Here is a 10830-nt window from a genome sequence, read left to right on the forward strand (position 1 = left end):
AGTTCTGACTGCTGAGTTCTGACTCCTCCGTAGTTATTTATTTATCACTGTTCAACCGGACATGATATTAGTTTTTCTGTTGTGGCAGTGAAAAATCAGGTACTCAAAACTACAACGTCTTAGTTTTTCTGTTGTGGCAGTGAAAAATTAGGTACTCAAAACTACAACGTCTTAGTTTTTCTGTTGTGGCAGTGAAAAATTAGGTACTAAAAACTATAACGTCTTAGTTTTTTTGTTGTGGCAGTGAAAAATTAGGTACTCAAAACTATAACGTCTTATATCATGTCCGGATAATTAGTTATAAAAAAATTTTCTCCTTGTTCTCCTGTTCTTCTTCTTTCTTCCCTCTTTCCTCCTGAGTTCTGACTGCTGAGTTCTGACTCCTCCGTAGTTATTTATTTATCACTGTTCAACCGGACATGATATTAGTTTTTCTGTTGTGGCAGTGAAAAATCAGGTACTCAAAACTACAACGTCTTAGTTTTTCTGTTGTGGCAGTGAAAAATTAGGTACTCAAAACTACAACGTCTTAGTTTTTCTGTTGTGGCAGTGAAAAATTAGGTACTAAAAACTATAACGTCTTAGTTTTTTTGTTGTGGCAGTGAAAAATTAGGTACTCAAAACTATAACGTCTTATATCATGTCCGGATAATTAGTTATAAAAAAATTTTCTCCTTGTTCTCCTGTTCTTCTTCTTTCTTCCCTCTTTCCTCCTGAGTTCTGACTGCTGAGTTCTGACTCCTCCGTAGTTATTTATTTATCACTGTTCAACCGGACATGATATTAGTTTTTATGTTGTGGCAGTGAAAAATTAGGTACTCAAAACTACAACGTCTTAGTTTTTATGTTGTGGCAGTGAAAAATCAGGCACTCAAAACTACAACGTCTTAGTTTTTATGTTGTGGCAGTGAAAAATTAGGTACTGAAAACTACAACGTCTTAGTTTTTCTGTTGTGGCAGTGAAAAATTAGGTACTCAAAACTACAACGTCTTAGTTTTTGTGTGGTGGCAGTGAAAAATCAGGCACTGAAAACTATAACGTCTTAGTTTTTGTGTGGTGGCAGTGAAAAATTAGGTACTCAAAACTATAACGTCTTATATCATGTCCGGATAATTAGTTATAAAAAATTTTCTCCTTGTTCTCCTGTTCTTCTTCTTTCTTCCTCTTTCCTCCTGAGTTCTGACTGCTGAGTTCTGACTCCTCCGTAGTTATTTATTTATCACTGTTCAACCGGACATGATATTAGTTTTTATGTTGTGGCAGTGAAAAATTAGGTACTCAAAACTACAACGTCTTAGTTTTTATGTTGTGGCAGTGAAAAATCAGGCACTCAAAACTACAACGTCTTAGTTTTTATGTTGTGGCAGTGAAAAATTAGGTACTGAAAACTACAACGTCTTAGTTTTTCTGTTGTGGCAGTGAAAAATTAGGTACTCAAAACTACAACGTCTTAGTTTTTGTGTGGTGGCAGTGAAAAATCAGGCACTGAAAACTATAACGTCTTAGTTTTTGTGTGGTGGCAGTGAAAAATCAGGCACTGAAAACTACAACGTCTTAGTTTTTCTGTTGTGGCAGTGAAAAATTAGGTACTCAAAACTACAACGTCTTAGTTTTTGTGTGGTGGCAGTGAAAAATCAGGCACTGAAAACTACAACGTCTTAGTTTTTGTGTTATGGCAGTGAAAAATCAGGCACTGAAAACTACAACGTCTTAGTTTTTCCATCTAAGTGATCGCTTTATGTAGTTGGATTGAGGTGCTCACACAGATTATGGCACGGATGTACGGATTAAGTAACACAGCGAAAATCAAAGGCGGTGCGTTACATTTCATTTTTCCTGACGGAATGCTCCGCAAACATGTCCCGCAGAGAAACATACCCTACTAGACTACTTGGTAGTTAAGCTAAAATATCCTAAGTTAAGTTAAACTGGTAATCTGATATAAAAGTAATTCAGAAACAAAAATGGCTACACTTCAGATAGAAAACTTACCTAACGACTTCAAAATCAATCTCTCGGAGTTATTCTCTGGTATCAAACCTGGAGAAGAAATTATTATTTTAAATCAAGGAGTGGCGATCGCGAAGTTGGTTCCCATTTCTCCCTCATCTAAGTGAATAGCTAGTTTGGGGCAGGATAGAGGAAAATTTGTTGTACCGGAAGATTTTAACGAACCTTTACCGGAACAGATTACCGAAAAACTGAATAGTGTTTACAGTCAACACTCCTCGGACTTGGATGAGAATATTGCTATGATGCAGTTTAGCAGTTTGAAAGGTGAAGAGACGTGTTCAACAATGAATAATGAATAATGAATAATGAATAATTACCTCTCCTTGAAAGAAGAGGATTGACAAAGAGATGAAAATTTTTCTTTATTATCCCCTTAAAAGGGGAGGCTTTAAAGCACAATTTTTCGGTAAAATTTACACTACAAAGCTATAGGAGAACTTACTTAAAAATGGCAAAAATTACTACAGATGAATTACCACAAAGTTTACAGACTTTATTTATAGAAGTCGAACGCACAAAAACACCACTAACTGTTATCCATGAAGGAAAACCGTTAGTAATTATTTATCCTGCTGTTACCGAGACTAAATGCGCTCCCTGTGGCGTAATGAAAGGAACTGGTGAAATATTAGGGGATCTAGTAGCTCCTGTTAACGAACCTTGGGAAGTGTTGGAATGAAATTGGAATGAAAATTCTACTTGATACTCATATTTGGGTTTGGTATTTACTTGACGATGCACGTTTATCGCTCCAACTTCAGAGAGCGATCGCCGATCCTAATAACGAACTTTGGTTGAGTCCAATTAGTGTTTGGGAAGCACTTGTCCTTGCAGAAAAAGGACGGATATCTGTGCAACCCGATCCTATTACATGGATTAATTTAGCTTTACAAAGTTTAGAAACTCGTGAAGCTCAAATGAATCATGCTATTGCTATTTTCAGTCGTCAGGTTGTATAGCAGTCGAAGTAAAGGTTAGGACAGGTCAAAAGCTTAAAACTCAGACAACGTAATACTTTTCCTTCTTCCTTCTTCCTTCTTTCTTCTGCTATACTACCTCATAAAGATCCCGCAGACAGATTTATTGTTGCTACAGCTATTTACTATGGGTTAATATTAGCCACGGTTGATACTAATATTATAGGTAGTTCGGCAGTACAAACACTTAGTTAGAAAATCTTGTAGAGGAGCGATCGCTCATGTAGGTTGGGTTGAGGTGCTCACACAGATTATGGCACGGATGCACAGATACTGGCCTCTTTCTTGTAGAGGAGCGATCGCTCATGTAGGTTGGGTTGAGGAACGATCTTCGGAGCTTATCCGTAGGATAAACCCAACATCAAAGATATATTATAGAGGTTTTTGTTGGGTTGCGCTGTCGCTTAACCCAACCTACAATCTGATAATTCCTGACTATAATTTTTTTTCAATGTCTATTGAATTTCTATTATTAACCATCAATTTTATAAAAAGGCTAACAATAAAAACAATTAATTCATATCCGCCAACAATGATTAACAATCCTAGAAAAGTCACCATTAGTGAGTAAGGTAAGCTTATGTCTTTTTCTGAACTTAATAGCTCAGTTTTATATCGATCAAAATTGGAAATATATTCTTTTTTATCTAGAAGTATTCCTTGATTGTATCTATCCAAGCTGTATTCTCTAAAGTAAAATGTAACAACAATTACTAATACTGAAAATACTATTATTTTAGAAATTAATTCTATATTTTTCATTTTGTATTTTCTGGCAAAAACAAGAGAATTTATTTATGAACTGCTGTTTGAAACTTAAGTCCCTTCCATAATACCAGCACATAAACTACCAAATGCAAACATAATATATCTTGCTTTAGTGAGGGAAGTTCAATAAGAAAATTCCCAAAACTACTAATAGATACAACTATCTGCCAAATAAACAAAAATTGTGGAAACATTGTCGTCCGATGAACTACTGTTTGAAGCTTGAGCTCCTGCTACAATACCAGCAAATAAAGTACCAAATGCAACCATAATATATCTTGCTTTAGTTACATTATTATCTTCTGAGCGAAGTTCAATAATAATGTATACGAATGTCGCTATAATAGCTACACCTATTATAAATTCATAGTTTTGTATTGCAGCACCCCCAAAACTACTAATAAATATAAATATCTGCCCGATAAACTTGAAAAAATTGTCCATAATTTAATTACTGCTTTCTTAATCTATGTATCTATGGAAGGAAGTTGGAATTTTTTTCTCACTAAATTCTAACGCTTTACCTAATGAAAAATGATTTAGCTCTGTTCATATTTTGTTTTAATTTCATCTACTTTTGTACAAAAATGTTTAAAATGTACTAAACTGTTCCACAATGTCAATAATAATACAAATAAAACTCTATCCCCTAACCCCATGAGTCTAGAAGAAGCCTTAAAAATGGCCGATAAAATAGTCTTTGAAAAAACAGGCCAACATTTAGACGATTTACAAAAAGCGGTATTGCAAGGAACTCTAAAACGCAAGAGATACAGGCAAATAGCTGAAGATTTTGACTACTCTGAAAGTTGTATTAGAGGTGTGGGTGCAGAATTATGGAAAATTATTTCGGAGGAATTAGGGGAAGATGTCAATAAATCAAATTTTCGCTCTGCAATGGAGAGGTGGCAAAGCTTGAATAATTCAAACTTTGCACAAGAAGTTGTAGCAATTAGTAGTTTCAACATCTGTGAAAAAGAAAGGCACTCCCCAGATATATCAAACTCACACCAACCTAAACAACAAAAATCTCACCCCACACAACCCACAACACCACATCAAGACTTAGACGAAATGCCAGAGTTAGGCGACTTCTACAACCGCACCACCGAACTCGAAACCCTAACAACCTGGATTTTACAACAACATTGTCACCTCATCGCACTTACAGGTATCATTGGTATCGGCAAAACTACGTTAGCAGTAAAACTCGTTCACCAAATAAAAGATAATTTTGACTATGTAATTTGGCGCAGTCTGGAAACATCTCCCACTTTTGCAGAATTTCAAGCTGACTTAGTTCAGTTTTTCTCCCAGTCTGAACCACAAAATTCACTCGAAAACACACAAAAATCTTTACCCCTAATCAAATATTTACAAAAGCATCCCTGTTTAGTCATCTTGGATGACATTCATCATCTTTTCAGCAGTGGAGAGTTTGCAGGAAAGTACAAACCAGGATACGAAGAATATGACTCCTTTTTCAAACAGATAGAAAAATTATCCCATGAAAGTTGCCTGTTATTAATAGGTTGGGAAGAACCCATTAAACTTGCTCAACTCAAAAGCAAAAAAACACCAATTCCCATTTTGCAACTGACTGGTTTAGATATCACTAGCGCCAAAGAAATACTCAGAGATTATGGTTTAACAGAAATTGAGAAATGGGAAAGACTCATTCACCACTATCAAGGCAACCCTCTATGGTTAAAAAGTGTGGCAACTCAGATTCAAGAATTCGGAGAAAATTTGATTGAGTTATTGCCCGATAATACCATCTTATTACCAGAAGATTTAAAAGATACTTTACAACAGCAGAGCGATCGCCTATCGAAAACCGAAAAACAAATATTGAAGCTTTTAGTAATGAAAAATCAACCTGTTAGTCTAGCGCAACTGTTAGAAACTACACAAACATCACCATCAGATTTACTCAACACATTACAATCTTTGTGTAGGCGTTCCCTCATCGAAAAACAAGAAAATCTCTACAGTGTGCCATCTGTACTCAGAGAATATTATATAGAATCCGATTGAATAGTCGTCCCTATCAACGATAGGAAGCAATCTCAGGGTTTTAGGAGATTGCTTCCTTCTTTCTTAATATGCTTTGACATCCTCCCCGGCTGTTAGGCACGGGGATTCCTACTGAGCCATAGCTCCTCGGCGGGTTGACGCTTAACAGGGTGCTGCTTCCTTGGCGGTAGTCTAACGCTTCCCTCCACATCCGTTTAGAGTTTCCGAGTGCCCCCCGGCAACTAATAAAACTGTAGCATATATTCAATTCACTTAACATAAAAATAAAAAGTCGCCCTACAAGGGCGAGGCTTTAAACCCAATTTTTCGGTAATATATTGTAGGGACGTTCCATGGAACTTCTTATTTCTTTTACTTTTTGTTAAATGTTTATTCCCTCTTCCCTCTTCCTTCTTCCCTCTTCCTTCTTGCTTCTTCCTTCTTCCACAGAAACTTGGACATTTATCTTCGTAACAATTTCCTTAATGCTCTACCTGTACATAGGGTGGCGATCGCGAGTCCAAGATAGTAAAGGCTTTTTCGTCGCCGACCGAGGTGTACCTGCAATTGCTAATGGTGTTGCCACAGCAGCGGACTTTATGTCTGCAGTTTCTTTTATTTCTATAGCAGGAGCAGTGTCAATTTTAGGTTATGATGGTTCTTATTATGTAGCAGCAGCAACAGGAGGTTATGTACTCTTGGGGTTGCTGCTTGCTCCATATCTACGAAAGTTTGGTAAATATACCTTACCAGATTTTATAGGCGATCGCTACTACTCTAATATTGCTCGTATCGTTGCGGTTATTGCTGCTCTCATTATCTCCATAACTTTTGTGATCGGACAAATGCGAGGTGTAGGTATTGTCTTCAGTCGATTTTTGCAAGTCCCCATTGAAGTTGGTGTGGTCATCGGTATGGTTATAGTTGCCTTCTTCGCTATATTAGGAGGAATGAAAGGGATTACTTGGACTCAGGTTGCTCAATACTTTATACTTATTGTTGCTTATTTAACACCAGCTATTGCCATTTGTAATATTCTGACAAATATTCCGGTTCCAGAATTAGCTTTTACCTTTGGTGATATTGTCGAAAAACTGAATCAAGTTCAGGTTGACTTAGGTTTTCCAGAATATACTGCTGCCTTCACCCAAAAAACTATGTTGGATGTTCTATTCATCACTATTTCGGGCATGGTGGGTCTTGCTAGTTTACCCCATGTTATTGTTCGTTTCTATACTGTACCTAACGTGACAGCAGCTAGATATTCTGTAGCTTGGGCATTATTGTTTATTGCCATTTTTTCCACAACTGTTCCTGCTTTAGCTGCTTCTGCACGATACAATTTAATTGATAATTTACACAACAAAACTGTGGAGGAAGTGCAACAGTTAGACTGGGCGAGAAAATGGCAAAATACAGGTTTGTTAGAATTCACTGATAAAAATAACGACGGTCGTTTGCAGTTGACCCCAGATGCAGAGACTAATGAAATCATTCTTGACCCGGATATTATTACTCTCTCTACACCAGAAATAGCTAAACTTGCTCCTTGGGTAATTGCATTAGTGGCAGCAGGAGGGTTAGCTGCTGCTTTGTCTACTGCATCGGGTTTGTTATTAGTGATTTCTAGTGCCATTGCTCACGATATTTATTACCGCCTAATTAACCCAGAAGCATCAGAGTCACAAAGATTAATGCTAGGCAGAATCATGGTAGTATTGGCGATCGCCTTTGCTGGTTATTTCGGCATCAACCCCCCTGGTTTTGTGATTGAGATAGCAACTTTGGGAGTAGGTGTCGCTGCTGGTACTTTTTTTCCAGCAATTATTTTGGGAGTATTTGACAAACGCACTAACCGGGAAGGAGCGATAAGTGGTATGGTAGCTGGTTTAGTGTTTACAAGTATCTATATTATAGGTGTAAGATTCTATGGAATGCCAACATGGTTTTTGGGGTTGTCCGATCAGGGTATCGGTACAGTAGGAATGTTATTAAATTTTGTTGTGACTTTGGTAGTATCTCGGATGACAGCACCTCCACCATTGGAAATACAAGAGATGGTAGAAGAATTGCGATCGCCTCTAGGTGAAGTCAGAAGTTAAATTATTGCTGTTCTGGTCTGTGGAGCATTCTCGAAAACGTCCCCTACTCTGGTATAATGAAAGGCAGTGACTTCTTCCCTAGGAGTTTTAGCTAGGGTTTGCTGAAAAAGTCTTTTAGTAGCGGTAGGAAAAACCCATCCCTAACCCCTCCCAGGAGGGGAATACAGGAGACAGGAGACAGGAGTTATATCATGTCCGAAAGTGTAAGCATATTTGATATAAACTACGGGAGCATCCTGCTCCCACTTACTTAAACACCAGAAAATTTCCTCACTTCCTCAACAGTCAAACTAAGAATTTGTGCTACTTGTTCCACACTCATTCCCGTTGCTAATAATTGAGGAATAGCATTTATTCGTGCTTGTCGTTCTTGTTCTAATTGGTTAGCAAGGCGATCGCCACGAGCTTTTTCTATTTCTTTTCCTTCTGCTCCTGTTAACAACAAGTTTCCTTCAGAGTCCCACCAGCGTAACCATGATAGAGTTTGATTTTGATAGGAACCTTGCCATTTTCCTAATTCTATTCCCAGGGGTTCGATAAAATAGTGACCGCGTTCATTCGGAGACATCTGGCGATAAGAGTTATCCTCTAAATGATACATTTCTAAGTTGCTAGTTTTCACGATATATATTCCGTAGTAAGCTATTTGGATAATCTGTTCGTAAACCCAAAATTTTCCTGGTTTTGTTGTTTCATCATCTTCAGAAACTGACAAAGGTGTTTTGTCTAATTCTTCTGTTCCATCACCACTGGCAAATTCTAGAGCAATTAAAGGTGCTATTTTTTCTTGCCACAGGCAATAGGAACGACGAAATTCACCATTTAATAGTGGTGGTACATTGGGAACGTAAAACCAGTCTGGTGCTTCTGCACCTTTTTGTGGGGGTTCAGTTTGTCGCCAATAGATACCACTATCTTGCCCGATGGCATAATTTCCATCTGGGTGTCGTTGTTGTAAAATTGGCGCGATGGAATCAGTTAAAAGGATACTTTGGGGATGTTCCTGGAAATTTTTCACAAAGGTGCCGTCTTCATCTGGTAATTGAGTATGGTCGAGAAAAGGTTGTGGTATGTCTATTTTGATTTTGGCGTGAGTCATTTCAGTTATAAGTTATCGGTTATTCGTTTATCTAGATTTTACCATGTTTTGGGTTAGTTTGTAGTTTGGGTAGAGCGATAGCGTTAGCGGAGCTTATCCGTAGGATCAACCCAACCTTTAAGGAAGTTAGAAGTCAGAAGTCAGAAGTTATTTTTGTAACATAGATAATTGGATATCATCATAGATAATACCAGATTATAGCCAACAGTTACCGAATAATTAATAATTAATAATTAAATAATTCTGGTATAAAGCCTCCCTTTTAAGGGGAAAAAGCGGTCGTTTTGCTGGCGCAAAGCTCCGCTAACGGCTATCGCCGACATGTTTGCGTAGCATTCCGAAGGAAAAAGCGGAGCTTCCCGAAGGGTGGGATGGCTCGAAACCTGCGCCATATCCAATGGACCAAGAGAAGAAATAATATTTCCTTATTTTCAATTCCGTAACGGTTTTAACCAGAGGTAATTATCAATTATCAATTAATGAAACCGATGCTACCGGACATGATATTATGCGTAAGTCCTGACTAAGACAAAATTATGAACAAAAAATCAGCTCATACTATGATACCACAAGCAAATCACGATGAGTTAGCACGACAAAACTTTGTTAAAAGTTTCAGAAATTATCTGTTTGGAAAAATGCGAAATGACTTAAAGTTGGTTTACCAAGAGACTGTCAAACCACAATTTGAAAAAGAAAATCAACGACCCCCTAAAGATCGTTATGAAATTCGGCGGGAAATGCAGCAACAACCATCTTATAAGTGGTACAGTAGCTGCAAACGTATTACCCAAGAAATGATGTGGGAATCAGTAATTACTACTGTCGAACGTCAACTACCAAAATTGGTGGAATGTGCCAAAGATAGGGAAAAACCCTTGGGAACACTTACCCTAAACCCGAATTAAAAATTCCCACCTACCAAACTGCTGTAGATATCCATTGTATGCCTGGAGGATACAATAGCGAATACACTCAAGATGACGTAGCGGCAGGTGCTATTTATGACTTGGGAGTTTATACTGCCATCAGAAACCCTAAATCTCTTCGGGATGTCAGAGGTCAAACGGTTATTCATAAATTCTTGAAGCAGCAATACCCAAATTTTCAACCAGGGAAAATTCTAGATATGGGTTGTACGGTGGGTGCTAATACTTTGCCTTATGTAGATGCTTATCCAAATGCTGAAGTTTATGGTATCGATCTAGCACCTGCCATATTACGTTATAGTCATGCACGAGCAGAGTCTTTAGGAAAACGGGTGCATTTTAGCCAACAGAATGCTGAGAAGACTAACTTCCCAGATGAATCATTTGATTTGGTGGTAAGTCATATTTTGCTACATGAAATACCTGTGCCAGCAATTCGGAATGTTTTCCGTGAAAGTTATCGTTTATTAGCTCCAGGTGGAATAATGATACATCAAGATGCGCGTTTGTTTCGTCATCTAGATTTATATACTGCGTTCATTTCTGATGAAGAAACAACTAATAATAATGAACCTTTCTGGAGTGCCATGCGGGATTTAGATTTAGTAGCTGTAGCAAGGGAAGCAGGTTTTTCGAGAGATAACCTCATTAACACACTGCTGGAACAAAGTAATGGAATGCAGTCATTCATTATTGTTGGTACTAAATAGACCTCTCCAGAAAAGAGGGAATAGGGAATAGGGAATAGGAATAGAACCCACCTCGCCCCTCCCCCCAGGAGGGGAAGAACTGATAATTTTTGTACGATAATTGATTTTATTTTTATTTTTGGAGATGTCTAATAAAAAGATAAAAAAGATGATTCCTAAACAAGCAAAAGGTAAACGACCAGTTTATTTGGATAATATAGATAACGATAAATTAC

Annotated in this window: 11 protein-coding genes; 8 read left to right on the forward strand and 3 right to left on the reverse strand. The window is 37.6% G+C overall.

The genetic code is table 11. The features are described 5' to 3' along the window. Window positions 1–1965 precede the first annotated feature (1965 nt). The 4 genes from SAGCYANO_RS01755 (at window position 1966) to SAGCYANO_RS01765 (ending at window position 2973) form a co-directional block, all read left to right on the forward strand. Window positions 1966–2118, forward strand: coding sequence for a type II toxin-antitoxin system Phd/YefM family antitoxin (locus SAGCYANO_RS01755; protein WP_237395565.1), 153 nt, complete (start codon window positions 1966–1968; stop codon window positions 2116–2118). Window positions 2119–2127: 9 nt separating this feature from the next. Then, window positions 2128–2313, forward strand: coding sequence for a hypothetical protein (locus SAGCYANO_RS43825; RefSeq protein ID WP_237395567.1), 186 nt, complete (start codon window positions 2128–2130; stop codon window positions 2311–2313). Window positions 2314–2462: 149 nt separating this feature from the next. Continuing rightward, window positions 2463–2693 (forward strand): type II toxin-antitoxin system Phd/YefM family antitoxin, encoded by a 231-nt coding sequence (locus tag SAGCYANO_RS01760; RefSeq protein ID WP_202218518.1) that lies wholly within the window; start codon window positions 2463–2465, stop codon window positions 2691–2693. 7 nt (window positions 2694–2700) lie between these two features. Then, window positions 2701–2973, forward strand: coding sequence for a type II toxin-antitoxin system VapC family toxin (locus tag SAGCYANO_RS01765; protein ID WP_202218519.1), 273 nt, complete (start codon window positions 2701–2703; stop codon window positions 2971–2973). 453 nt (window positions 2974–3426) lie between these two features. On the opposite strand, the gene SAGCYANO_RS01770 is transcribed toward SAGCYANO_RS01765, so the two are convergent. Continuing rightward, window positions 3427–3753 carry a hypothetical protein gene (locus SAGCYANO_RS01770; protein WP_202218520.1) on the reverse strand — a complete coding sequence of 109 codons (327 nt, stop codon included), beginning with the start codon at window positions 3751–3753 and terminating at the stop codon, window positions 3427–3429. Between the two features lie 153 nt (window positions 3754–3906). Next, a complete protein-coding gene (locus SAGCYANO_RS01775) occupies window positions 3907–4203 on the reverse strand; it encodes a hypothetical protein (RefSeq protein WP_202218521.1) in 297 nt (98 codons plus the stop codon). 237 nt (window positions 4204–4440) lie between these two features. Here SAGCYANO_RS01775 and SAGCYANO_RS01780 point away from each other — a divergent pair, with 237 nt between their 5' ends. Beyond that, entirely contained in the window at window positions 4441–5796 is a 1356-nt protein-coding gene (locus SAGCYANO_RS01780; protein ID WP_237395569.1) for an NB-ARC domain-containing protein, read from the forward strand. A 365-nt stretch (window positions 5797–6161) separates the two neighbouring features. Further along, entirely contained in the window at window positions 6162–7877 is a 1716-nt protein-coding gene (locus tag SAGCYANO_RS01785; RefSeq protein WP_202218523.1) for a sodium:solute symporter family protein, read from the forward strand. A gap of 250 nt (window positions 7878–8127) precedes the next feature. Here the strand turns inward: SAGCYANO_RS01785 and SAGCYANO_RS01790 are convergent, their stop codons facing one another. After that, window positions 8128–8976, reverse strand: coding sequence for a Uma2 family endonuclease (locus SAGCYANO_RS01790; protein WP_202218524.1), 849 nt, complete (start codon window positions 8974–8976; stop codon window positions 8128–8130). Window positions 8977–9512: 536 nt separating this feature from the next. On the opposite strand from SAGCYANO_RS01790, the gene SAGCYANO_RS01795 reads away from it, so the two are divergent. Together SAGCYANO_RS01795 and SAGCYANO_RS01800 are read left to right on the forward strand one after the other, a co-directional pair. After that, window positions 9513–9884, forward strand: coding sequence for a hypothetical protein (locus SAGCYANO_RS01795; protein ID WP_202218525.1), 372 nt, complete (start codon window positions 9513–9515; stop codon window positions 9882–9884). 38 nt (window positions 9885–9922) lie between these two features. Then, window positions 9923–10615, forward strand: coding sequence for a class I SAM-dependent methyltransferase (locus SAGCYANO_RS01800; RefSeq protein WP_202218526.1), 693 nt, complete (start codon window positions 9923–9925; stop codon window positions 10613–10615). Window positions 10616–10830 lie beyond the last annotated feature (215 nt).

It is taken from the genome of Okeania sp. KiyG1, from assembly GCF_014132355.1.
GTDB lineage: Bacteria > Cyanobacteriota > Cyanobacteriia > Cyanobacteriales > Microcoleaceae > Okeania.